Below are 23,336 nucleotides of genomic sequence, written 5' to 3' on the forward strand. Positions count from 1 at the left end.
GGTCTCTGCGCAATCATTCAGGCTTGAGAGACGCCCACTACCTGCCAGAACGAAGTGGTGTCCTGGCCGGTGGCATTGCCATTGACCGATGAGCCGTTGAGGTCATACGTCCACGCAGTGCCGCCACCCAGGTCATCGGCGGTCCACACCGCATAATTCAGCCATTCGAGGTACTGGGCGACGGGGCCGGTGTCGAGGAAATACAGGGTCCACAGGCGTTTGGCCTGGGCGAGGGTGATCGGTTGCAGTTTCGCCGCGTCGCACACTCTGGCCATGCCTTGCCAGTCCGCGCTGGCGCTCAGGAAATGCACTTCCTGGATGCCCTCGACGGTCAGTGGATACTCGCGGGCCTGGCGCTGGCTGTCAGTCGCCTCGATCGTACAAACGCCGTTGCGCAGGGCGGTGACCTCGCCGGATTGCGCATCGACACTGGCAATCGTCGGGTCGCTGCTTTCGTAGGTGTAGGGCGCGCTGCCCCACTTTGCCTCACGGGTCATGCGGGCTGCCGACGGAGAAGTCAGTGGTGGCTTTTCGAATGCTACGACATAGCTCTGGGCGCTCAGATCTAGTGTTGCTTCAGCGTCGAAACCGGCTTGCAGCACCAGGTCAAGAATGTCCGACGATTCACGGATGCCCTGATAAAGCTGCACTTCATATCGAATGGGCAGGATGTCATCCGCACCGGCGACGAACTCTTTGGCGGCCACCTTGAACACGACATCCTTGCCGACTGCACTCGAGCTGATCGGCAAATCATCGGTGTAGTGCGTCCCTACGAACAGGTACACGTGGTCGCGGAACGCCATGTCGTCGTAGGGTTCGATCCTTACGGTCGCGCCTGTGGCCGGAATCACCTCGGGATCCAGAACGTCGTTGGGGGCTTCGTCTACCGAAGGCGCAAGCGGAGTGTTGTTTGCGATGTTCATGGAATTACCTCGAAAAGGCTGTCACGCGGCGCTCTCACGAGAGCGCCGCACAGAAGGGCTGAAGGGGAAGCCTCAGACAGGCGTTTTGGAGGGATTATTCAATTTGGCCAAACGGCTGGCTTTGAGCGCGCGGCCACGGGAGGCCGGGGTGGCGAGGTACGACACTTGGCCTTTGAGTCGATCCTGTACGAGGCTGCTGTCGCCACCGCCAACGGCATGGCCCCACGTCACCACTTCGCCATCGCTTGTGATTGCTGCAAAACCATGGGAGTTGTCGTAAAGCGCCACAACCTTGACCAGCTTATCGGCTACCAGCGCAGTATCACCGCCGACCGTTGCGTCGCCCCACGCCTCCACTGTTCCGTCTTTGAATAAGACAGCGAAAGCGTGGGACGAGCCGGCCAGCTGAACAATGTCGTTCCGGGCGGCGATGGCGTCAGGCACCAAGCCAGCAGGGTTGGTGTCCGGCCACGCGACGACATGGCCGTTTGCGCGTATCGCCGCGAGCGAATTCCAGGTGGCGACGACTGAAATGATATCCGTCAGTGATGCGATCACCGTGGGAACGGTGCCGCCATACGCATCGGCTCCCCAGGCAACGACTTCCTTGGTATCGCGCAGGGCGGCAAAGGCCTGGGCATTGGCGCAGGCAAGCTCGTTAATGTCGGTCAGGGAGGCGACGGGGTCAGACACGGTACCTCCAAGCGTTGTGCTGCCCCAGGCGACCACTGTGCCGTTTTTCCGGAGTGCCGCGAAGGCGTGACCGTTACCCATGACGCGCTTGATATCGTTGAGACTGGCGATTTCCGGAGGTACATCACTGCCGAATTCAGCCCCGGCCCCCCAAGCCTTCACCTCCCCGGTTGCCAGAAGGACTGCGAAGGCTTGCCCTGCAGAGAACACCTCGACAACATTGGTCAAGGATTCAATCTCGGGGGTAAGGGTCGCACCACTGGCAGCGGTGCCCCAGGCATGGACTGTTCCATCCTTTTTCCTGCCTGCGATCGCAAGGGCGTTGCCGACAAGCTGGACGAAATCAAACGGATCAATACCGGTCATGTCGCCACCCTGACCTACAGTGTCGCTCCAGGCCACGGTGGTGTTGTTGGCGCGAATCACCGCATACGAGCTTCCTGAGCAAGCTATGTAGATGATGTCGTCGAAGGTAATAAAGGTTGGAGGAATACGGGCGCCAAACAATGGGTTACCCCAAGCGACCATATTGTCCTTGTCCCGAAGTGCGACAAACGCCGCCGAACCGGTGATTGTAGTGTCGACACCGTTGCCAAAAATGTTCACCCTGTTGAGGGTGACTTGATCGTCGGTTGTACGAACTTGCAAAGGTTTATGCGGGGCGGTATCGGACCAGGTGGCTGCTTTTGTCCAAGTGTTTTCGTCGGCGTATTTCCACTCTGCCTGTACTGGTTGGCTGGTGATGGCATTGAACGCGCTCAGTAGGCGGCTGGAACTGGACTCTCGATAAGTACTGCGGTTGTAGCGGGCGCCCATAACGCGCAGCAGTCCGCTGCCGATTACCTTGCGCACGTCGTATTCCGTCAAGCCGGACGGGCCATCGGTTCCCCCCGCCTTGCGTTTGACCTCGTAGCTGAGCGCAATGCTTTTGCCGTCATTGGCAAGGATAATGGCGTGCGCGACCTTGATCTCTGACAGTTCCGTGTCTTCTTCCAGCTTGCTTACCGTATGCGGGTGATAGGTAGTGGTTTGACCATCGACGGTCGCAGTGACCACGTCCCCTTCCTTGAGTTGCGCTTCCGCCGGAATGACGACAGTTGCGCCCCCCGGGAAAACATTGTCAGGGTTCAACTGGTCTTTTTGCGCGCCGGTCGCTTCTTTGAAAGTGGCGTCGGGCAGCGTGAACTCCTGCTTCTCCACTTTCAGTGGGTAATCCTCGCCCTCGGCGTCGTCGCCACCCTCGAATAGAGCCACGCGATAACTGACGATCACGTTTTTATTCAGGCTGGCCCGCACGATTTCCACGGGAACCGTGAACTCGACCGGCTTACCCTTCATGTTTCCGGTGATGGATTTGTCATCCTCGTGCTCGGTCACACCGTCCGTGGTGGCCCACTTCATGTAAAAGTGATCGCCGGCATTCTCGGGACGGTTGGCGGGAATCCTGACGGTTGCGCCGTCTGGCGCGTTGGCTGGATCCAGTACGCCTTCGAGGGCTTCCACTACTTCGGCCTGATCCAGTAATGGCTGCGCCTGCTTTTTCACGGTCAGTTCGTAGTCCTCGGCCGGAAATTCACCACCCTCGGCCGGCTCGACCACGTAACTGACGGTGACTGATTTGCCCTGACTTGCCAGAACAATTGATCGGGGAATGTTGCATTCGACCGGTTCCCCCTTGTTTTCCTCACTGACGGTTTTCTCGTCTTTATGTTCTGTCTCGCCGTCCTCAGTGAGCCATTGCATGAGGTATTTATCATTGACGTTTTCGGGGCGGTTGGCAGGCATCCTGACGGTTGCGCCGTTTGGCGCGTCGGCCGGATCCAGTACATTGTCGATGGCTTCCACTACTTCGGCCTGATCCAGCGGCTGCTGTTGCGCTTCGCCGATGACAAACGTCAGCGGGTTCGAATGGCTGGTCGTATTTGTCTCGAAACGCCAGATCTGATACCAGGCTGTCACACTCGTCCCGCGATTCGGCTCCATGTGATCGGCGACGAACTTGGCGTTGAGGTTGTATTTCACATCCCTGTTTGCCGAGAGAGCATTGAGCGTTACCTCGTCTTGCGTCTTGCCAGATACCTTGCCCTCCCAAAAGTAAGTCACCACGTCTTTGGCTTTGCTTGGGGTGCCGGTCGGTCTGGGCGCGGTCAGTATGCTGACGCCGTTGGGCAGGTCCTCGGGCTCCAGTGCACCATCCTTTTCGCCATCAACAGTAGGCTTGATCAGTTCGAACTTCGGATCGCCAACGTTCAGCGACGACGCCGACCGTGAGACAAGCTCGATGATGTCGCCATTGTCGTCGATCAGAAGTTTGTACGACAAAACCAGCTGTCCGCCCTCAATGGTCTTGAGATGTTCGCCTCCAACGGTTATGACGAAACCTTTTGGATCGGCTACCTCGGACCTGTCCGGGAAGTACCATGGGAGTTCCGGATCGTGGACGCTGCCATTGGGGCGGGTGCCGAGCCATTTGAGTTCGATGGCCATGTCGACTTTGATACTCGAGTCATGCGCAATCCGGATCCTGGTGCTGGCGAGATCAGGGGGCAGTGAACCTCCCACGGCATCGTCAGCAATCGGTGCGGCCAGTTGTTTGGCTTGGCCTTCAATCTGAACGAACTGGCCTTTGGAACGCAACGGGGCGCTGCCAATGCGATCCAAATGATAAGAAAAGACCCCTTGGGTTTTCACCAGTTTGCGTACATCCGATTTCTCCAGGTCGATCTCGTAGACGTGAGGCAAGTTGTCGACAGGGGCTGGTTTACCAGCGACCTCAACCGAATCGCCATCTGATGTGGTACCGCGCATATTCAAATTGATGATGTCGCCCAGCTTGAAGGAAGGCGAAGTGGCCGCCACTTGAACCGTGACGGCTTTGTCACCCAGATCATCAAGGTTAAGGACATTGTTTAGCGCGTCCTTAGCGATAGGAGCGGACCTGAGATCGGTTTGGGTCGAAACCCTGATCCGTGTTTCCTTGCACCAGTCTTCCGAATCATTTTTTACGAGGTCGCGCACCTTAAAGGAGACTGCCAATCCAGAGTCATCGCTATCGCCTGCTTCCTCGATTGTGGCTTTGTCCACCAGGATCGTGATCGGGTTATTAGCCGGGTCGCTGATTTGTTCAGCAGTCAGCGGTCCGTATATGACAAACACACCACCCCAGCTCAGAATGATTAGATCGCCTACCGCCGCATTTTCGTAGGGCGCGCCGTTGCCGGATTCGGCCCGGATAACAATGGGTACGCCGTCTTCTGCGTTGTCCTTGTCCACGCCCCCATTAACGATTTCCGGCTCGATGTACATGTACAGCCCGGAATGTCCGTTACCGGGATCCGTGTCCTGACCGGCGGGAATGTCGAGTTTGACGTAGAGCTTGAGCGGCGGCGTTTGGGTTTCGGGCTGTTGATTGAATCGAGTGACCCGGTAAGACAGGGTGTAGGAGCCTGTTTGAAGATGGCGGGGGGCGACAAACATGGTTACGCGCTGGCCGACCTTGGTGGCTTCATCGATGAGGTCTTGATCAACCACATTGCCGTTGAGCAACTGCTCGATCTTGTCGCCGATGCCCATGATGCTCCAAGGGGCATTGTGTACTTGCAACCCCTTGTCCGGGAATACGCCTTGTGCTGCTGCCTTATTGATGCCCCACTCGCCGGAAGGCAGTTCCGGCACGGTACGGTCAGGGACTTCCGGTTCGATCAGAGCCAAGGTGGACATGTTTTTTGGGGGTTGAATCAGCATGGCAAACACTCCGGTCGAGGGGGCGGGCGACGGAGTGATTTAAGGGCTGAAAGCGATGGGTTGGCTACTGTCAAATCTGACAGGTGAGGGTCGTTTTGCGACGAACGGTATACGTGAATATCAAGATTTACGAAGGGTTTTCTGCCGCAGGATATACACCGTTACCAGCACCGCACTGGTCAACATGAACCCCCGCGCCCACGGCAGGGGCACCAGATAGCACGAGAACAGGATGCTCGCCCACATCAGCCCGATCGCGTAGACCTTGCCCTTGAGCGGGATGCCGTTGCCGCTCAGGTAATCGCGAACCCACGGCCCAAGCCGTGGATGCTCCACCAGCCAATGATAGAAGCGCGGAGAACTGCGGGCGAAGCAAGCCGCCGCCAGCAGAAGAAAGGGAGTAGTGGGCAAAACAGGCAGGAAAATCCCGATCACCCCCAGCGCTACGCTCAGCCAGCCGATGGCCAGCAGCACGTAGCGCAACATCAGGGAGCGGTTGCCTATGGGGTTGTCCATAGGCAAAACCTTAGTGGTGACGTGGTTTGAGGATCGCCGGTTTTTCGTCTGGCGCCTGGCACAGCAGGTACAGCGCGGTCAGGGCTTCCGGGATCTGCACGATCATGTCGTCCATCAGGTTGGCGTCTTTGGCGATGTCTTCGAACTCAGGCTGTTCGTCGAACAGACCCGAACCGACCATGATCGGCAGCAGCATTTCGCTGACTTCGTCTTCGGCGGTTTCGAACCAGGCCGCTTCGCGCAGGAACACGCCTTCCATGAACCCGATGCACCAGCCGCGCAGGTCGGAATCGTCCGGCTCCTCGCCCAGGTCCAGGTCGCACGGCAGCTCGAACTCTTCATCGGACGCCAGTTGGCGTGCGATGTGAGCCTTGAGGGCCAACAGGGTGGATTCAATCGCTTCACGCTCGGTGTCGTCGGCGTAATGCGGCTCTTCGGCGAAGAGGGCGTCGATCCATTCACGGTCGGGAACGGTTTCGGAACAGATCGACAGCGCAGTGAGGTAGCCGTGGGCGGCCACGTAGTCCAGCGCCTCGTCATGCAGTTCGTCGGCGTCGAGGAAGACTTGCAGGCGGGTTAATTGCTCAGCGAAGGACATTAAAGGGCTACCTTGGGAATTAAACAGATGCGGGAATTCTAGGCCTTCTTGAGCACTCAGGCCAGCCGCGCGGCATATTTGCAACCCTGGGACCTCGCAAACACCGCAATCCCTGTGGGAGCGAGCTTGCTCGCGATGGCGGCGTTACATTCAATATCAATGTTGACTGGTCTGCCGCTATCGCGAGCAAGCTCGCTCCCACAGGTTTTGTGTTGCATCGGCATTCGTGTGTCTTCTCAGCGGCGCCCTTTGCCGGACAGGGGTCGGGTATACTCGCGCGTTTTGTGATGCCCTGCCGGCGTCGCGGCTGACATGTGAAGTGTCATGCAATGCGCACTTACGATTTGTCGGTGCAGCCTTCGTGGTTCTGAACCAGCCTTGCAGGGATGTTTTTGTGATTTTTGGAGTTTCTATGCTCGAACAGGCTCAACGCGTCCTCAAGGACATCTTCGGCTACGACAGTTTCCGTGGCCGTCAGGGTGCAATCATTGAGCGCGTGGCCAGTGGCGGCGACGCCCTGGTGCTGATGCCTACCGGTGGCGGCAAGTCCTTGTGCTTTCAGGTGCCGGCGCTGTTGCGCGAAGGCCTGGCGGTGGTGGTGTCGCCGCTGATCGCACTGATGGACGACCAGGTTGCCACCCTCGAGGAGCTGGGCGTCGCTGCCGCTGCATTGAATTCCACGCTCAGCGCCGAGCAGCAGCGCGATCTGGCGGCACGGATCAAGCGCGGTGAAGTGAAAATGCTTTATCTCGCGCCCGAGCGTCTGGTTCAGCCACGAATGCTGGCCTTTCTGCAAAGTCTTGAGATTTCCCTGTTCGCCATCGACGAAGCCCACTGCGTGTCCCAATGGGGCCACGATTTCCGCCGCGAATATCTGCAACTGGGCCAGTTGGCGGAATTGTTCCCCAACGTCCCGCGTATCGCCCTGACCGCGACCGCCGACAAGCGTACCCGGGAAGAAATCGTCGACCGCCTGCATCTTCAGGATGCCGAGCGTTTCCTGTCGAGTTTCGACCGCCCCAATATTTTCTATCGCATCGTGCCCAAAGAGCAGCCGCGCAAGCAGTTGCTGGCGTTCCTCGCCGAGCGGCGCAGCGATGCCGGCATCGTCTATTGCCTGTCGCGCAAGAAAGTCGACGAAGTGGCGGTGTTCCTCAGCGAACAAGGCTTCCCGGCGCTGCCGTACCACGCCGGTCTGCCCAACGATACCCGGGCCCACCACCAGAAGCGCTTCCTCAACGAGGAAGGCCTGATCATGGTCGCCACCGTGGCGTTCGGCATGGGCATCGACAAGCCCAACGTGCGCTTTGTCGCTCACCTCGACTTGCCAAAATCCCTTGAGGCTTACTACCAGGAAACCGGTCGCGGCGGCCGTGACGGTCTTCCGGCAGACGCCTGGATGGCTTACGGCCTGCAAGACGTGGTGATGCTCAAGCAGATGTTGCAGAACTCCGAAGGCGACGAGCGCCACAAGCGTCTGGAGCAGCACAAACTCGACGCCATGCTCTCGCTCTGCGAAGAAACCCGCTGCCGTCGTCAGACGCTGCTGGCCTATTTCGACGAAGACATGCCCGAGCCGTGTGGCCATTGCGACAATTGCGTCGATGGCGTGCAGACCTGGGACGCCACCGAGCCGGCCCGTCAAGCGCTCTCGGCGATCTACCGCACCGGCCAGCGCTATGGCGTCGGGCATTTGGTGGATGTGCTACTGGGCAAGGACAACGAAAAGGTCCGCAGCTTTGGTCATCAGCATTTGTCGGTTTACGGTGTTGGCAAGGCGATGGGGGAGAGTGAATGGCGCTCTCTGTTCCGACAGCTTGTTGCCCGAGGTCTGGCCGACATCGACCTCGAAGGCTACGGCGGCCTGCGCTTGAGTGATACTTGCCGGCCATTGCTCAAGGGCGAAGTGACCCTGGAACTGCGTCGCGACCTCAAGCCGCAAACCACTGCCAAAAGCAGCAAGAGCCAGGCGAGCCAACTGGTTCGCGGCGAAGAACGCGAACAGTGGGAAGCTCTGCGCGCCCTGCGCCGCAAACTCGCCGAAGAGCACGGCGTGCCGCCGTACGTCATCTTCCCCGATTCGACGCTGCTGGAAATGCTCCGCAGCCAGCCGACGTCGTTGTCGGAAATGGCCACGGTCAGCGGCGTTGGCGCGCGCAAACTGGAGCGTTACGGCGAGGCCTTCCTCGAAGTCCTTGGCGGCCAGGTCGAGGCGCCGAAAGTGGTGGCCGACCTGCGCCACGAACTGATCACCCTGGCCCGAGCGGGCATGACACCGTTGCAGATTGCCGGTCAGCTGCAATGCTCGGAAAAGAACGTCTACACCCTGCTCGCCGAAGCGATTGGCAAGCAACAGTTGTCGCTGGAGCAAGCGCTGGATCTGCCCGAAGAGTTGATGGGCGAAGTCCAGGACGCGTTCCTCGACGGCGAGGGCGAATTGCCGCCCGTGTCGGAGATTGCCGCACTGTTCGCCGGTCGCGTGCCGGAAGGGGTTTTGTACTGTGTGCGGGCGGCGCTGCAATCCGAATTCGAGGTTTAAGTGATCTGCCACATAGATGTAACGATTCAGTACGGAGCAAGCCTTGCCTCGAGCCAAGGGTCATGCTTAGCTGACTAATAATTAGTTTTTCTCTATTTCAGTCTAATCATGAGTGTTTTATGCCGTTAACCGAACCCCACCGCTTTGGCATGCAACTGGCCCAGATGTCGCGCGGCTGGCGTGCCGAACTGGACCGCCGTCTGGCTGGCCTGGGTCTGTCCCAGGCACGCTGGCTGGTGCTGCTGCACTTGGCCCGTTTCGACGATGCCCCGACCCAACGTGAACTGGCGCAAAGCGTCGGTGTTGAGGGGCCGACCCTGGCCCGACTGCTCGACAGCCTCGAAAGCCAGGGACTGGTGCAACGTCAATCGGTGCTGGAAGACCGCCGGGCCAAGAAAATCGTCCTCTGTGCCCCGGCGCGTCCCTTGATCGAACAAATTGAAACCATTGCCACGCAACTGCGCCACGAGTTGTTCGAAGGCGTCGATGAGGCGGATTTGAAGGTCTGTATGCGTGTCCACGGGCACATTCTGACCAACCTGGAAAAATCTTGAGGCATAACCGCGCGCCGGACTTTTGAGATACTCCGTTGGGAAGACTATAAAGAACTACTTGGCAATATCGTGTTCGTACCGGATGTGCGAACACGTACGGGTTGGTTCTGATTATCTAAGGGATGCTCATGCTCGAGAGTTGGCACGTGGTTTTGCGGTGTTGCGCCAGGCTGCTTCTGGTCGGTGGTGCTGTCACTTACTCGGCATTGGCGCCCGCGTTGGGTCTGGGTGATATCACCCTGCATTCGGCACTGAATCAGCCGTTGCGCGCCGACATCGCCCTGGTGGATGCCGCGGGGCTGGAGGAGGGCGAGCTCTCGGTCAGTCTGGCGACGCCTGAGGAATTCAGCCGTGCCGGCGTCGATCGGGTGTTCTTCCTCAACAATCTGAAATTCACACCGATCCTGCGCGGTAACCGCAGCCTGATTCGCGTGAGCTCCAACAAGCCAGTCAATGAACCCTTCCTGAATTTCCTGGTGCAGCTCAATCAGCCCAACGGGCGGGTGCTGCGCGAGTACACGGTGCTGATCGATCCGCCGGGTTCACCGGGGATTGTTCCCGTCACTGACGAACCGGTTACCGACGTTCAGCCCTCTGGATTCCCGACGGTTGAGCCGGCCGTTGTGCAGCCACCTGCGGCGCAGGGCAAAAAGCCGCCAGTCCCTCGCGTCGATCAACCTCCTGCCACGCCTGTGAGTGATCCGGTTGCCGAACAACTGGCCGCCAGCGTGCTGCAAAACCAGCAGCTGCAAGCAACCATCGATGCATTGAATGCCAAGATTCAGGCACAGGAGGAGCAGGTCGCCGGTCAGAAGAAACAGGTGACTGAACTGCAAACCCAATTGTCGGAAATCAAACAAGCGTCGGTGGATCCGGTTGCACCCGTCGTCGTGGCTCCAGCGCCGACCATTGTTGAAGAGCCTGAGGCCACTCATTGGCTGCTGATTTTCGGGTTGCTGGCGCTGGTGGCTTTGGTTTTGCTGGGGCTGTTCGTTCGGCGCCAACGACAACAGGTTCAGGCATTGCCCGACGCTTTACCTGTTTTGCCTTCACGGCATGAGCCGGTGCTCAATCGCGCTGCAGAACCGGTCGTGCAACCAGCAACCGAATCGGGTGAAGAGACGCCCGCAGGCGATGTGCTCGAAGGGGTGGGTATCTATCTGGCCTATGGCCGTTTTTCCGAAGCGGCCGGTTTGTTGCGGGAGGCGCTGCTCAAGGAGCCACAACGCACGGATCTGGCCGTGGAGCTGTTGGAAGTCTTGGGTCAACAGGGTGACGTACCCGCCTACGAAGCACAGGAAAACAACCTGCGTGACGCCGGATACGACCTGCAAAAACTTCAGAATATTCGCGCCCAACACCCGAAACTGAGCAGAGCGGTACCGTTGGCCGTCGCCGCAACAATCACTCCCCCCAAGCCTTCGATACCTGACGCAGTGCCCGACGATGAGTTCCAGTTGAACCTGGATGATCTGTCGATGGATTCGAGTTGGGACCTGATCAGTCCTTTTGAACACTCGCCGTCCGCCGCGAAGCCATCGAGCGAACCCGCGCCGGTCGAGTCGCCGTTCATCTCGAACCTGCACGTCTTGCCCGAGGTATTTGAAGTGCCTGACGACTCGACGCTGGACGAGCCCGAACTTGAATGGGTCGCCGAGCCTGACTCGCAGTCTCTGGATGACACCTTTCTCAACGAGTTCAGCGATTCCGGCCAGTCGCTGGAGCTGGAGCCGCTGAACCTGGAACCGGCCGAGCCGAGCAGCGCCAGCAAACTGGAACAAGCCCAGACCTGCATTGATGACGGCGATCTGGACAGCGCCATCGAACTGCTCAACGAGTTGCTCAAGGAAGGAAGCGAGCCGCTTAAGCAGACAGCCCGGAACCTGCTTGCCGGGCTATCATAGCGGCGACCTCTGGCTCAGGAGTTTCGCCGATCATGACTGCACGAAAACCGGAAATCTTCATCACTTATTGCACGCAATGCCAGTGGCTGTTGCGTGCTGCCTGGTTGGCCCAGGAACTGCTCAGCACCTTTGGTGACGACCTCGGCAAAGTGTCGTTGGTGCCCGGCACCGGTGGGGTGTTTCACATTTTCTGTGACGATGTGCAGATCTGGGAGCGCAAGGCTGATGGCGGTTTCCCGGAGGCCAAAGTGCTGAAGCAGCGGGTCCGCGATCAAATTGATCCGGACCGCGACCTGGGGCACAACGACCGCACTCAGTGAGAGGCGGCTTCTGCCGCAACGGTCTTCTTGCTTGAGCCGCCCGAGAGTCGGCTGGAGACCACGATCGCCACGATGATCAACGCGCCACCGATCAGCATGCGCAGTGTCGGGTTTTCATCAAACAGCAGCCAGGCCACGGTGATGCCGTAAACCGGCTCCAGGGCGAAAACCACAGCCGCGGTCCGCGCCTTGATCACTGCCAGGCTGGCGACAAACAGACTGTGAGCGACGCCGGTGCAGAACACCCCGAGCAGACCGATCCACAGCCAGTCGATGGCGCGCACTTCGCTCAACTGCGGTGCCGCCACCGGCAACAGGCACAACGCGACCACCACGTTCTGACACAGCGCAGCCTGCACTGCCGGGATTCGCCCGGAGCTGGCGCGGTTGGTCAGCGATAGCAGAGAGAACAGCAAACCTGAGCCCACCGCCCACAGCAGACCTATCGTGGCGCCGCTGGCCAGATCGAAATCAGGGGTGACCAGCACCAGCCCGATACTGACCAGCACTACCAGCAGGATTTCGTTGGCGCGAATTCGCTCGCGGAAGATCAACCCTTCAAGGATCACGGTAAACGCCGGGAAGCTGGCGAAACCCAGGGTCGCGATTGCCACGCCTGCGACCTTCACCGCAATGAAAAAACTCACCCAGTGCCCGGCCAGCAGCAAACCGCTGAGCAACAGTCGGCGCCAGTCCACGGCCTCGAGTTTCTGCCAGCGAGTATTGCTGGCGAACCGCGCAAAAACGGCTAACGCCAGCACAGCGAACGCGGCACGACCAAAAACGATAATGGCGGGGGAGGCAGCAGCCAGTTTGCCGAACACACCGGTCAAGCCGAACATCAGTGCGCCGATATGCAGGGCGCCAAGGGCGGTACGGGGAGTCATTGCAATCCTTAACAACAAGCGAACAAAGAGGTAGGAGCAGCCTTCGGCAGCGCCTACATTGAACCGTGATAACCCCCGTTGTGTCTGTCGGCAAACTATTGCCTTTTGTCGCCAACCTCGCGCCGCAATTTGCCGGGTGAGACACCGAACTCCCGCAATACCGCTGCCGCGAAAGCGCTCTGCGAACTGTAACCGACCCGACTGGCAATCTCGCCGATCGGCAGCGCGGAATCCCGCAACAAGCCCACGGCCATGTGCAAACGTCGACTGCGGATGTAATCCATCGGCGTCTGCCCGCATTCAGCAACGAACCGCGCATGCAACCGAGCGCTGGACAGACCGGCGATGCGCGCCAGATCGGCGACTTGAAGTGGATAGGCTGCGTACTGATCGATGTGCGCATTCAGCGCCGCATAAGGCAGGCGCCGACCGCCGACGATCTCGGGTTTGGCGTTGTTGAGGCTGGCCAGCAGCAACACCGCGCCTTGTTGCGCGATCAATGGATCGCTGACCTGACTGCCCGCCAACCAACTGACCAATTGGCTTTGCCCGGCATCCAGCGGCAGGCGACCGGCGTTGTCGAGCAAACGACGGCTGGCCTCGGCGTGATCACCAAGGGACTGAGAGACCCATTGGTCGCTGGGCACATCCAGCACCAGGCAACGGCTGCCATTGGCGCTACCGCAGGCGTGATGGAAACCGGACGGCACCACCACGAAACTCTGCTGAACCACCTGACTGCCACGCCCGTCGACCTCGAAATCCAGCGCACCCGACAGCCCGAACACCAGCTGCGCGTGGTCGTGGCTGTGGACGATCAGGTCATGAGTGTATTGGCGTAGCGTGAGGATCGGTCTCATCGCAGGTCTCCAGGGCTTGGCTGCCAGTCTACACCGAGGGCAATCGTGGGGCGCTGTCACAGGACTGACTCGCCACTGTCATGGGCAATTAACCCGACCGGCGCAAAGTTGCAAAAACTTTTGCAGAGGGTTGCCCATGACCAGCGCCGAGCTCGCCAAACCCAGTCGTAAGCAACGTGTGCGGACCTTGTGGATTTCCGACGTGCATCTGGGCACCCGGGATTGCCAGGCCGAACACTTGTCGAAGTTTCTCAAGGGCTACCACGCGGACAAGATCTACCTGGTCGGCGACATCATCGACGGCTGGAAGCTGCGAAGCGGCATGTACTGGCCTCAGGCGCACACGAATGTGATCCGTCGCTTGCTGACCATGAGCAAGCGCGGCACCGAGGTGATCTACGTCACCGGCAACCACGACGAATTCCTGCGCCGCTATTCGAAGCTGATTCTGGGCAATATCCAATTGGTGGATGAAGCCGTGCACGTGACCGCCGATGGCCGCCATCTGCTGGTCATTCATGGCGACCAGTTCGATGTGATCACGCGGTATCACCGCTGGCTGGCCTTTCTCGGCGATTCGGCCTACGAATTCACCCTGACCCTCAACCGCTGGCTCAACCATTGGCGCGCCCGTTATGGCTACGGTTACTGGTCGTTGTCTGCCTACCTCAAGCACAAGGTCAAAACCGCGGTCAGCTTCATCAGCGATTTCGAAGAAGCTATCGCTCACGAATGCGTCAAACGCGAGTTGCACGGCGTGGTGTGCGGGCACATTCACCATGCCGAAATTCGCAAGGTCGGCGGGGTGGATTACCTTAATTGCGGGGATTGGGTGGAGTCGTGCACAGCGCTGATCGAGCATTGGGACGGGTCGATCGAGTTGTATCGATTGGCGGATGCCCAGGCGCGTGAGGCGGAGTTGAAAGCCATTAAAGTCGCGGAGCCTGCTTAAAATCAGGTGTATTGGCCGGCCCCATCGCGGGCAAGCCCGCTCCCACAGTGAGCGAGGTGAGCACAAGATTTGTGAACGCCAGAGACCCTGTGGGAGCGGGCTTGCCCGCGATGGACCGCCCAGCGGTCCCAAAAAAAGATCAGGCTGGCGAATGTTCTTCCATCGCCGCTTTGTAAATCGAATGCTTCGGCTGCGCAAACAACCGTTCCATCATCGGTTCAAAGAAGCTCAGCGGCAGTGTGTCATACGCCGGATCAAACGCCGCCGCATCGTATTTGGCGCAAAACTCAATGGTCGGCTGATACTGCGGATGCCCGCTGAATTGCTCGCGCAGATGCCGGTCCATGCCCAAATGATGGAAGAAGTAGTAGCCCTGGAAAATCCCGTGTTGCTCGACCATCCACAGGTTCTCGGCGCTGACGAACGGCTTGAGGATCGCTGCGGCGATGTCCGGGTGGTTGTAGGAACCCAGTGTGTCGCCAATGTCATGAAGCAGCGCGCAGACCACGTATTCTTCATCGCGGCCATCGCGCCAGGCACGGCTGGCGGTTTGCAGGGAATGGGTCAGACGATCTACCGGGAAACCGCCAAAATCACCCTCCAGTAATTTCAGGTGCGCCACAATCCGTGTCGGCAATTGTCGCGCGTAGGCACTGAAGTCTGCGGCGATAATCGCCCAGTCTTCCTGCGTGCCGTCCTGCATGTGGGTGAAACGGGCGTTGGCATTCATCGGCTGATCTCTCTTTGCTTATCTCTCTAAATAGCGGCTGCGCCTAGAACGGCACGCGGCCCAGAATCATGTCTCGGTACATGACGAAATCGCCGAGCAGGCTGTAAAACGGATGTTGAAAGGTCGCAGGACGATTCTTCTCGAAGAAGAAATGTCCGGCCCAGGCGAAGCTGTAACCCGCTAGCGGTAGCGCCAACAACAGCAACCAGGCGCCTATGCCGATGGTCAGGGCCAGAATGAAAATAACCAGCGTCGTGCCGATAAAGTGCAATTGTCGGCAGGTACTGTTGCTGTGTTCGCTGAGGTAATACGGGTAGAACTCAGCGAAGCTGTTGAAACGCTTGATGTTTTCCACGACCGCGATCTCTGTGGTTATTGTTCTGACTGCACGTTGTTCTGCGGGTAGCCTATTTGAGTCTAGAGAGATCATTTGCATAAGCCAGTGACAATAGGCGCCACTTTAGTATCCTTCGGAAATCGGCCGTAGCATGCGGCTCATCATGTAAGTGGACGACATGAGCGAACGAACGACTTCTGCAAGCTGGGCGATGGGGATTGTCAAAGCACTGGAGATGGAGGGGCTGGATTGCCGGCTTCTGTTCAAGCAGCTGGGGCTCGACTACGCGGCGCTGGATGATCCGGATGCTCGCTTCCCGCAAGATTCCATGACACGACTGTGGCAGCGCGCGGTTGAGCTGTCCGGCAACCCGGCGATCGGCCTAAACATGGGCAAGGTGGTGCGACCGGCCTCCTTCCATGTGGCTGGCTACGCCTTGATGTCCAGCCAGACCCTGGCCGAAGGCTTTCAGCGTCTGGTGCGTTATCAGCGGATCATTGCCGAAAGTGCCGACCTGAGTTTTCGGCTGTTGGATGAGGGTTATGCGCTGATTCTGACAGTCCACGGCGACCACCTGCCACCGACCCGGCAGAGCGCCGAAGCGTCACTGGCCTGTGCCCTGGCGCTGTGCGGCTGGTTGACCGGGCGCACTCTGCAACCGCGCAAGGTGCTGGTGCAGGGCGACCAGCCCGTCGATCTCGAACCCTATAAACAAGCCTTTCATGCGCCTTTGGTGTTCAACGCGCCTTATGACGCCTTGATCTTCGAGCGCGCTGACATGGAGGCACCGCTGCCTACCGCCAACGAGGCGATGGCGCTGTTGCATGACCGGTTTGCCGGTGAATACCTGGCGCGGTTTTCCGAGAGTCGCGTGACCCACAAGGCGCGACAGGTGCTGTGCCGTTTGCTGCCCCAAGGCGAACCCAAGCGCGATACTGTGGCGCAGACGCTGCACCTGTCGCAACGCACCTTGCAGCGACGCTTGCAGGAAGAAGGCACGAGTTTTCAGACGTTGCTCGACGACACCCGGCGTGAACTGGCCGAGCAATACCTGGCGCAGCCGACTATGACCCTGCTGGAAATTGCCTATCTGCTGGGGTTCGCCGATCCGAGCAACTTCTTCCGTGCTTTCCGCCGCTGGTTCGATGCCACCCCCGGCGAATACCGGTTGAAACTGATGGAAGCGCCTGCTCTTGTCAGTGACGCCAGAACGCCGGAATACACAGAACAAACACCGTAATGATCTCGAGTCGGCCCAGCAGCATGCCGAACGAGAGAATCCACTTGGCGGCGTCCGGCAGGGTGGCGAAGTTGCCCGCCGGGCCAATGGTCTCGCCCAGTCCGGGACCGACGCCAGACACCGTGCTGGCCGCGCCGGTAAGAGCGGTCATCCAGTCCACGCCGAGCAGCGACAACAGCAGCGCGATCACACAGATGGTGATGGCGAAGAAGAATGAAAACGTCAGAATCGAACGCACGATCTCTTCGTCGAGACGGTGACCGTTGTACTTCTGTTTGATCACCGCGCGCGGGTGAATCAATTGGTTAAGGTTGGCCTTGAGCAGTATGTAGGCAACCTGGAAGCGAAAAATCTTGATCCCGCCAGCGGTCGAGCCCGAACAGCCGCCGATAAAACCCAGATAGAAGAACAGCATCAGCGAGAAATTGCCCCAGAGGCTGTAGTCGCCCAGCGCAAATCCTGTGGTCGTGACCACCGAGGTCACGTTCAGCGCCACATGCCGCAGGGCTTCCAGCCAATGCAGCTGGGTGGTCCACCAATACCAGGTGCCGAGTACCAGCCAGGTCACCAGCAGCATGCCAAGCAAACCTTGAACCTGCTGATCCTTGATAAGGGCCCTGCGGTTCCCGCGCAAGGTCGCTACATACAGGGTGAACGGCAGACTGCCGAGGATCATGATGACGATCGCCACCCAATGCACTGCCGGCTGCGTCCACTTGGCCAGAGACTGGTCGGACGTTGAGAAACCGCCGGTGGAAATCGCCGACATCGCGTGGTTGATTGCATCGAACAGGCTCATCCCGGCCCACCAGAACGCCAGGCTGCCGAAAATGGTGATACCGACGTAAGCCGCAACGATCAAACGCGCCACCATGTGCGAACGGGGCATGACTTTTTCGGAACGGTCCGACGACTCGGTCTGAAACAGCCGCATGCCACCGATGCGCAGCAGTGGCAGAATCGCTACCGCCATGCCGATAAAGCCGATGCCGCCGATCCAGTGCAACAACGAACGCCACATCAGGATGCCAGGGGACATGGTGTCCAGGCCCGTGAGCACCGTCGACCCGGTGGCGGTGATGCCGGACATGCTTTCGAAGAACGAGTCGGTGTAGCTGATGTGCTGGGTCAGCAGGAACGGCAACGCAGCGAAGATGCACACCACCATCCAGCTGCTGACGGTCAGCAGGTACATGTCTCGCGGACGCAGGTGTACGTGTTCGGGGCGACCGGGGATGATCAGCGCGAGGCCGGCGACAAAGGTAATCATGCTCGCCCAGAGGAACGACGGCAGGTCGCTGGTGCGGTCGAAAATCACCAGTGTGGCCATGGGCACGACCATGGCGATGGCCAGCGTGATCAGGAAGATGCCGATGATGAAACCAATAGTCCGTAAGGTCGGCAACGCCATGAGGTCCGCTCGGGCTGAAATAGGGAAGGGCGCCATTCTACCTGCGGGGCCTGCTATGTAAACCGGCACTCCCGAGGTGGTTGCAGGGCCTGCCATCAATTATTGCCTGGGCGGCGCAGGCAATAATTGATGGCAGGCCCTAGAATAGCTTCACATTTTTTTCAGGAGGTGGCCGATGCAGGCTCTCGACGCTTTGCTCAACCGTGTTTCCGTTCCACGACTGATTGAACCGGCCCCCACCGCAGAACAGCGTGAAGTGCTGTTTGCCGCCGCGATGCGAGCGCCAGACCATGGTCACTTGCAGCCTTGGCGCTTCCTGACAGTCGAAGGTGCGGCGCGTGAGCAAATGGGCGAGTTGCTGGCCGAAGCGGCGAAGCTGCAAGACAGTGAAGTGTCCGAGGCCGCGCTGGACAAGGCGCGTAATGGCCCGTTGCGTGCGCCGCTGGTGGTTGTGGTGATCGCGCGGTTGCAGGATCACGTCAAATATCCGAAGTCCGAACAACTGCTGGCGGCGGGTTGCGCGGCTCACGGGATTTTGCTGGCGGCTTATGCGCAGGGTATTGGCGCGGTGTGGCGCACGGGTGAGCTGGCGTATTCGGCGCATGTGGCCAAGGGGTTGGGGCTTGCGGAAGGGGAAGAGGTGATTGCGTTTCTTTATCTGGGTACGCCGCAGAAGGAACCGCGGGTGGCGGAGAAGGTAGACCTCACTGAATTCGTCAGCGCCTGGCCCGGTAAAGCCTGAAACGGGCTGTTAAGGATCGTTCCCACGCTCTGCGTGGGAATGCCTCAACGGACGCTCCGCGTCCACTGTGACGCGGAGCGTCACGGGCTGCATTCCCACGCGGAGCGTGGGAACGATCAAAGTTGTACAACAGCCCCAGGCACCAACGGTAATTCAAGGCTGGCGATGAACCCACCTTGCGGATGATTCGCCAGCACCAGGCTCCCGCCATGCCGTTCCGCCGCACGACGCGCAATGGCCAACCCCAAACCATGCCCAGCCGCCGTCTGCCCCGGCGCCCGATAGAACGGCTCCCCCAACTGGCTCAAATGTGCAGCCTCTACACCCGGTCCATGGTCACGCACGCTGACCACAATGCGCTCACCCTGACGCACCGCCTGCATTTCAATTGATTGCCCCACCGGGTTGAACCGCTGGGCATTGCGCAGCAAGTTGTCCACGGCGCGTTCGATCATCGTCGGCCAGCCCTTAAGGTTCAGCTGCGGCTCGGCCTCAAGGCATACGTTCTGCTCGGGCGAACCCAATTGAGCATCCTTTTGCAGGGTGTTGAGCAGTGCATTGAGATCAACTTCTTCGGCGCTGGCGTTGTCGGCATCGACCCGTGCCAGTACCAGGATTTCGCTGATCAGCGCTTCCAGTCTGTCGCACTCACGAGTAAGGCGTGGCCAGAGTTTTTCTCGTTCTTCAGGGTTGGCCCGTTCGGCCAGTGCCAGCGCAATGCGCAGCCGGGCGAGGGGGGAGCGCAATTCGTGGGACACATCCCGCAGCAACTGCCGCTGACTGCCGATCAAACTTTGCAGGCGCGCGCCCATGCGGTTGAAGTCGTTGGCCAGCACGCCGAATTCATCGCGGCGGTTGGCCAGTTTTACCAGGCTGTTTTGTTGGTAGGTGGTTTGTCCGAGGTCATGCACCGCGCCGCGCAAGCGGCTGAGCGGGCGGGTGATCGACAGCGTGACAAATAGACTGAACAAGGTCAGCACCACCAGCGCAATGCCCAGCGCACTCAACGGCCAGAGCAGGCTTTCGCGGTGCCACGCGTCCAGCTCCGGGTGCGGGATGCGGTAGATCAGCAGGTAGGTGTCGCCGGTTTTTGCGCTGGTGAATTCATCAGTCAGACGACGCCATGGCAGACGACGGTCGTCGTTGTTCTGCCGCGCTTCGAAGGCCGCCGCGCGGCGTGGGAAGGTGCCGCGCACCACCGGATCGCCGCTCTCGTTGAGCACTTGAACGTCGATGTGATACTGGCGCTTGCGCTGTTCCAGAATGTCCTGGGCCGCTTCTTCACCCTGAGACTCGTAGGTTTGCGTCCACTGTTCGGCCAGGGTGTTGAGGCCCGGGTGGCGACTGAGAATCCACGCGTCCTGGTTGAGCATGTGCCCGAGCAGAAGGGAGAGCCCTGCAACCAGAGCGATAGCCAGCCAGAAGCTGGCCAGGATACGCCAGAACAATGAGCGCACAGAAAATCCTCAAACAAACACAGATTAATGTGGGAGCGACGGTGCGACGATTCGACCTGCTCGCGATAGCGTCGGCACATTCAACATCAACGTGACTGAAAGGACGCCATCGCGAGCAGGCTCGCTCCCACAATGAACTGAGTGGAGACAGACCCAACGGTGTTAGCCGTCGGGTCCGGGGTTAACGCATTATTGCGCTTTTTGCGGTTGTTGCGCTTTCCAGGCCTTGAACTCGGCCCATTCGACGCGACGCTCAGCCTGTTTTTTCTGGATCTCGTCGAATTGCTTCTGTTGATCCGGTTTCAGCAGGGCACGCACGTCGGCTTCAGCTTTCTTGTGGTTGGCCGCCATTTCATCTTTCATGGCCTTCTGGTCGGCTGGCGAAAGTTTTTCCAGGTACTTGTCGACCACTTGCTTACGCTCGTGCATCTGCTCGCCCATGATCTTGCGGATCTGCTCGCGCTGTTCGCGGCTCAGGTCCAGCTGGCTGTACGGGCCTTTGCCGTGCATGCCGTGCATCTGACCGCCATGGCGTGAGCCGTCCATCGGGCCACCCATCGGGCCGGCACCTTCAGGCATGGCCATGGCAACGGTTGGCAGGGCGGCAGCGAACATCAGAGCGATAAGAGTCTTGCGCATGGTGAATCTCCTTGTCTCGTTCCCGGTACGTTCCGGATGTGTGCAGATTACGGAGATCAAGGTCAGCGGCGGTCAGCGGAGCGTAAAGCTTGGGTAAAGACGATTTCTCGCCGACCTGACAAAACTTACAGGCTGTAGTAGTAGCCGCGGCTGCGCAGGGCCACGATGCGCGGGCGACCGTCGGGGTGCGGGCCGATCTTTTTGCGCAGGTTGCTGACGTGCATGTCCAGGCTGCGGTCGTACAGCGTCAGCTTGCGGCCGAGGGCGATTTGCGCGAGTTCCTGTTTGTCCAGCGGCTCGCCGGGTTGCTTGAGCAGGGCTTCGAGCAAACGGCTTTCGGAAACGGTGAGAGTGAACTCCTGTTCATCGATGCTGACGACGCCACGTACCGGGCTGAAACACAGGTCGCCCAGTTCCATCTGGCTGGACACCGCCGCCGGATGACTGCGGCGCAACACGGCGCGCAGGCGGGCTGTCAGTTCCCGTGGATCGCACGGTTTGGCCAGGTAATCGTCGGCGCCAAGTTCCAGGCCGAGGATGCGGTCCAGCGGCTCGCCGCGGGCCGAGAGCATCAGCACCGGCAAATCCGGGTGATCGCTGCGCAATTGCTTGAGCAGCTCCAGGCCGCTGCCGTCAGGCAGCATCACGTCCAGCACGACGGCGGCCGGGGAGGTTTCGGCCAGCGCACGGCGTGCACTCTGACCGTCGTGGCAGGCACGGACGTGAAAGCCTTCCTGGCTCAGCCAACTGCTCAGGAGCTCACACAGCTCCTGGTCATCATCAATTAATAACAGCTCGCTCATGACTCACTCAATTTAGCCATTGCCTACGTTTTCTAGTGGCACCACTGGCGAAGATACCGCAGAGCAGCGCCAATAGCGCTACTCCGGCCCCGATGACGAACCACTGCTGCTGATCCGTCAGCAAGCGCGGCAGCGGGCTGCTGGCCTGGGCTTCCTTGAGTTGCAGCTTCAGTCGCTGGTTCTCCTGGCGTAACCGGCTCAGCTGAACGCTTTCGCGTTCGCCATCGGCACTTTTCAGTTGTTTGCTCAGTTCTTCTCGTTGCTGCTCGCTTACCTTCAAGCGCTGTTGCAACTCGGTGATCTGGCTGCCGGCGCTCAGGGACAGCGGTGTGGAATTACCGCCCTCGGCGCTTTCTTCACCGTGAGCAGGGGCCACAATCGACAACGTCACCAACATCAGACACAACGGACCTTTGCGCATCGCCACTCCTGATTCCAATACGAGTATTGGGCAAGTTGTCGGCAGGCAAACGAGAATAATGAGCGATTGAGAGCGCGATGAACCGACAAGGTTCATCGCGCCAGGGGAAATTACGGCAGGACTTGCTTGAACGGCTTGACCGAAACGTTGGCGTAGACGCCTGCGGCGATATACGGATCAGCGTCGGCCCAGGCCTGTGCGGCGCTCAGGGAATCGAATTCGGCGACGATCAGGCTGCCGGTGAAACCCGCAGCACCCGGATCATTGCTGTCGACCGCCGGGTGTGGGCCGGCCAAAACGATGCGACCTTCGCCTTTGAGCACTTGCAGACGCTCAAGGTGTGCAGGCCGTGCGGCCAGGCGGGCTTCCAGGGAGTTGGCGACGTCTGTGGCAATGATTGCGTATAGCATGTCAGTCCTCGGTTTTTGGCGTTGTGGTATCGGCGTCGTGCAGGTGGCGGGACAAATAAATGCCCTGGCCGACCAGGAACAGCAACGTCATGCCCAGGCTGCCGAAGACCTTGAAGTCGACCCAGTAGCTCTGGAACGTGAACGCGACGAACAGGTTGGCGGCACCGCAAAACAGGAAAAACCCGATCCAGGCGATGTTCAGGCGAGTCCAGACCAGGTCCGGCAGGGTCAGCGCGTGGCCCATGATGCGCTTGATCAGCAGTTGGTCACCGATGAAGTGGCTGCCGATGAAAGCCAGGGCGAACAGCCAGTTGACTACCGGGGCTTTCCATTTCAGGAAGGTTTCGCTGTGGAACGCCAGGGTCAGGCTACCAAAGACCAGGCAGGCGATGAGGGTCAGCCACTGGCTCTTCTCCAGCTTGCGCTGCTTGATGAACAGCGTGCCGTAAACCACCAGGGAGCTGATGATCAGCATGGCGGTGGCGCTGTAAATACCGCCTACAGTCAGTTGATGACCGGCGATGTCGACGACCCGTGGGTCGAGTTTGAAGACGATGAAAAACAGCAGAAGCGGGATGAAATCGATGAATTGTTTCACAGTGGCAGCCAGAAGCAGGATGTGGCGGCATAATAACAAACATATGGGCGCGCGA

The 23,336-nt window shown here is 59.4% G+C and carries 22 protein-coding genes; 7 read left to right on the top strand and 15 right to left on the bottom strand.

Annotation, left to right across the window (positions count from 1 at the left end; translation table 11 throughout):
• Positions 1–17: 17 nt before the first annotated feature.
• The 4 genes from ACYZT5_RS32535 to ACYZT5_RS32550 form a co-directional block, all read right to left on the bottom strand.
• Entirely contained in the window at positions 18–926 is a 909-nt protein-coding gene (locus ACYZT5_RS32535; protein WP_462048942.1) for an Ig-like domain-containing protein, read from the bottom strand.
• A 72-nt stretch (positions 927–998) separates the two neighbouring features.
• Positions 999–5,363 carry an RCC1 domain-containing protein gene (locus ACYZT5_RS32540; protein WP_462048943.1) on the bottom strand — a complete coding sequence of 1,455 codons (4,365 nt, stop codon included), beginning with the start codon at positions 5,361–5,363 and terminating at the stop codon, positions 999–1,001.
• A 120-nt stretch (positions 5,364–5,483) separates the two neighbouring features.
• A complete protein-coding gene (locus ACYZT5_RS32545) occupies positions 5,484–5,879 on the bottom strand; it encodes a YbaN family protein (protein ID WP_462048944.1) in 396 nt (131 codons plus the stop codon).
• A gap of 10 nt (positions 5,880–5,889) precedes the next feature.
• The gene (locus ACYZT5_RS32550; protein WP_008156162.1) at positions 5,890–6,477 is read right to left on the bottom strand and encodes a UPF0149 family protein; all 588 of its coding nucleotides are present in this window, start codon (positions 6,475–6,477) and stop codon (positions 5,890–5,892) included.
• Between the two features lie 412 nt (positions 6,478–6,889).
• Here ACYZT5_RS32550 and recQ point away from each other — a divergent pair, with 412 nt between their 5' ends.
• From recQ to ACYZT5_RS32570, 4 genes are all read left to right on the top strand, one after another.
• Positions 6,890–9,016 carry a DNA helicase RecQ gene (recQ, locus tag ACYZT5_RS32555; protein ID WP_462048945.1) on the top strand — a complete coding sequence of 709 codons (2,127 nt, stop codon included), beginning with the start codon at positions 6,890–6,892 and terminating at the stop codon, positions 9,014–9,016.
• Positions 9,017–9,135: 119 nt separating this feature from the next.
• On the top strand, positions 9,136–9,570 hold the full coding sequence (locus ACYZT5_RS32560) for a MarR family transcriptional regulator (RefSeq protein ID WP_462048946.1): 435 nt from the start codon (positions 9,136–9,138) through the stop codon (positions 9,568–9,570).
• 128 nt (positions 9,571–9,698) lie between these two features.
• Positions 9,699–11,474: a FimV/HubP family polar landmark protein gene (locus ACYZT5_RS32565; RefSeq protein WP_462048947.1), complete on the top strand. Its 1,776-nt coding sequence runs from the start codon at positions 9,699–9,701 to the stop codon at positions 11,472–11,474.
• Between the two features lie 32 nt (positions 11,475–11,506).
• A complete protein-coding gene (locus ACYZT5_RS32570; RefSeq protein WP_462048948.1) occupies positions 11,507–11,794 on the top strand; it encodes an Rdx family protein in 288 nt (95 codons plus the stop codon).
• Here the strand turns inward: ACYZT5_RS32570 and ACYZT5_RS32575 are convergent.
• Together ACYZT5_RS32575 and ACYZT5_RS32580 are read right to left on the bottom strand one after the other, a co-directional pair.
• A complete protein-coding gene (locus ACYZT5_RS32575; RefSeq protein ID WP_462048949.1) occupies positions 11,788–12,681 on the bottom strand; it encodes a DMT family transporter in 894 nt (297 codons plus the stop codon). The two genes, ACYZT5_RS32570 and ACYZT5_RS32575, sit on opposite strands and share 7 nt — an antisense overlap.
• Before the next feature lie 95 nt (positions 12,682–12,776).
• Complete coding sequence (locus tag ACYZT5_RS32580; RefSeq protein ID WP_462048950.1) at positions 12,777–13,541, bottom strand: helix-turn-helix transcriptional regulator; 765 nt, start codon at positions 13,539–13,541, stop codon at positions 12,777–12,779.
• A gap of 136 nt (positions 13,542–13,677) precedes the next feature.
• On the opposite strand from ACYZT5_RS32580, the gene ACYZT5_RS32585 reads away from it, so the two are divergent.
• Positions 13,678–14,493 carry a UDP-2,3-diacylglucosamine diphosphatase gene (locus tag ACYZT5_RS32585; protein WP_462048951.1) on the top strand — a complete coding sequence of 272 codons (816 nt, stop codon included), beginning with the start codon at positions 13,678–13,680 and terminating at the stop codon, positions 14,491–14,493.
• A gap of 139 nt (positions 14,494–14,632) precedes the next feature.
• Here ACYZT5_RS32585 and ACYZT5_RS32590 read toward each other — a convergent pair whose 3' ends face one another.
• Both ACYZT5_RS32590 and ACYZT5_RS32595 read right to left on the bottom strand, forming a co-directional pair.
• Positions 14,633–15,223 (bottom strand): HD domain-containing protein, encoded by a 591-nt coding sequence (locus tag ACYZT5_RS32590; RefSeq protein WP_462048952.1) that lies wholly within the window; start codon positions 15,221–15,223, stop codon positions 14,633–14,635.
• Between the two features lie 43 nt (positions 15,224–15,266).
• Positions 15,267–15,578: an Mpo1-like protein gene (locus ACYZT5_RS32595; protein ID WP_462048953.1), complete on the bottom strand. Its 312-nt coding sequence runs from the start codon at positions 15,576–15,578 to the stop codon at positions 15,267–15,269.
• A gap of 160 nt (positions 15,579–15,738) precedes the next feature.
• Here ACYZT5_RS32595 and ACYZT5_RS32600 point away from each other — a divergent pair, with 160 nt between their 5' ends.
• Entirely contained in the window at positions 15,739–16,800 is a 1,062-nt protein-coding gene (locus tag ACYZT5_RS32600; RefSeq protein ID WP_462048954.1) for an AraC family transcriptional regulator, read from the top strand.
• On the opposite strand, the gene ACYZT5_RS32605 is transcribed toward ACYZT5_RS32600, so the two are convergent.
• A complete protein-coding gene (locus tag ACYZT5_RS32605; RefSeq protein WP_462048955.1) occupies positions 16,757–18,211 on the bottom strand; it encodes a TrkH family potassium uptake protein in 1,455 nt (484 codons plus the stop codon). The genes ACYZT5_RS32600 and ACYZT5_RS32605 overlap by 44 nt on opposite strands.
• 175 nt (positions 18,212–18,386) lie before the next feature.
• Here ACYZT5_RS32605 and ACYZT5_RS32610 point away from each other — a divergent pair, with 175 nt between their 5' ends.
• Positions 18,387–18,953, top strand: a complete 567-nt coding sequence (locus tag ACYZT5_RS32610; RefSeq protein ID WP_462048956.1) for an NAD(P)H nitroreductase — start codon at positions 18,387–18,389, stop codon at positions 18,951–18,953.
• Between the two features lie 116 nt (positions 18,954–19,069).
• Here ACYZT5_RS32610 and ACYZT5_RS32615 read toward each other — a convergent pair whose 3' ends face one another.
• The 6 genes from ACYZT5_RS32615 to ACYZT5_RS32640 all read right to left on the bottom strand — a co-directional run bounded on the left by ACYZT5_RS32615 (position 19,070) and on the right by ACYZT5_RS32640 (position 23,281).
• Positions 19,070–20,410 carry a sensor histidine kinase gene (locus ACYZT5_RS32615; RefSeq protein ID WP_462048957.1) on the bottom strand — a complete coding sequence of 447 codons (1,341 nt, stop codon included), beginning with the start codon at positions 20,408–20,410 and terminating at the stop codon, positions 19,070–19,072.
• A gap of 189 nt (positions 20,411–20,599) precedes the next feature.
• Positions 20,600–21,049, bottom strand: a complete 450-nt coding sequence (locus ACYZT5_RS32620) for a Spy/CpxP family protein refolding chaperone (protein WP_462048958.1) — start codon at positions 21,047–21,049, stop codon at positions 20,600–20,602.
• A gap of 125 nt (positions 21,050–21,174) precedes the next feature.
• Positions 21,175–21,852 (bottom strand): response regulator transcription factor, encoded by a 678-nt coding sequence (locus tag ACYZT5_RS32625; RefSeq protein WP_462048959.1) that lies wholly within the window; start codon positions 21,850–21,852, stop codon positions 21,175–21,177.
• A 7-nt stretch (positions 21,853–21,859) separates the two neighbouring features.
• Entirely contained in the window at positions 21,860–22,273 is a 414-nt protein-coding gene (locus tag ACYZT5_RS32630; RefSeq protein WP_462048960.1) for a translation initiation factor 2, read from the bottom strand.
• A gap of 110 nt (positions 22,274–22,383) precedes the next feature.
• Positions 22,384–22,683 carry a YciI family protein gene (locus ACYZT5_RS32635; RefSeq protein ID WP_008156126.1) on the bottom strand — a complete coding sequence of 100 codons (300 nt, stop codon included), beginning with the start codon at positions 22,681–22,683 and terminating at the stop codon, positions 22,384–22,386.
• Position 22,684: 1 nt separating this feature from the next.
• Positions 22,685–23,281, bottom strand: coding sequence for a septation protein A (locus ACYZT5_RS32640; RefSeq protein WP_462048961.1), 597 nt, complete (start codon positions 23,279–23,281; stop codon positions 22,685–22,687).
• Positions 23,282–23,336 lie beyond the last annotated feature (55 nt).

Source organism: Pseudomonas sp. LB3P14 (assembly GCF_054898045.1).